At 64.5% G+C, this 406-nt stretch carries 1 protein-coding gene; it reads left to right on the forward strand.

Annotated elements, in window-relative coordinates:
• Positions 1 to 406: type VI secretion system Vgr family protein (locus tag ACM6IP_RS26030; protein WP_414862606.1), on the forward strand; the 406-nt coding region annotated here is incomplete at both ends.

A 406-nucleotide genomic window follows, 5' to 3' on the forward strand; every position in this document is an offset into this window, starting at 1 on the left:
AGGCGACCCGGACCGCCCCTACATCGCCCACGCCCTGCACGACAGCCAGCACCCCGACCCCGTGACCCTGCGTAACTACAAACGCAACGTGCTGCGCACCCCGGCCAACAACAAATTGCGTTTGGACGACAGCCGTGGCGAGGAACACATCAAGCTCAGCACCGAACACAGCGGCAAGAGCCAGCTGAACCTCGGGCATGTCGTTGATGACAAGCGCCAACCCAGAGGCCAGGGCGCGGAGCTGCGCACCGATGGGCACGGGGTAATTCGTGCCGGCAGCGGCGTCTTCATCAGCGCTGATACACAGCCCAAAGCCCAGGGACCGATGCTGGACATGAGCGCTGCGCTGGGTAGGTTGCAACAGGCCGGCGACCAACTGGAAAGGGTGTCGACCGATGCCCAGGCG

Origin of the sequence: Pseudomonas sp. IT-P176, assembly GCF_949767245.1 — a bacterium.
In the GTDB taxonomy this organism is placed as follows: Bacteria; Pseudomonadota; Gammaproteobacteria; order Pseudomonadales; family Pseudomonadaceae; genus Aquipseudomonas.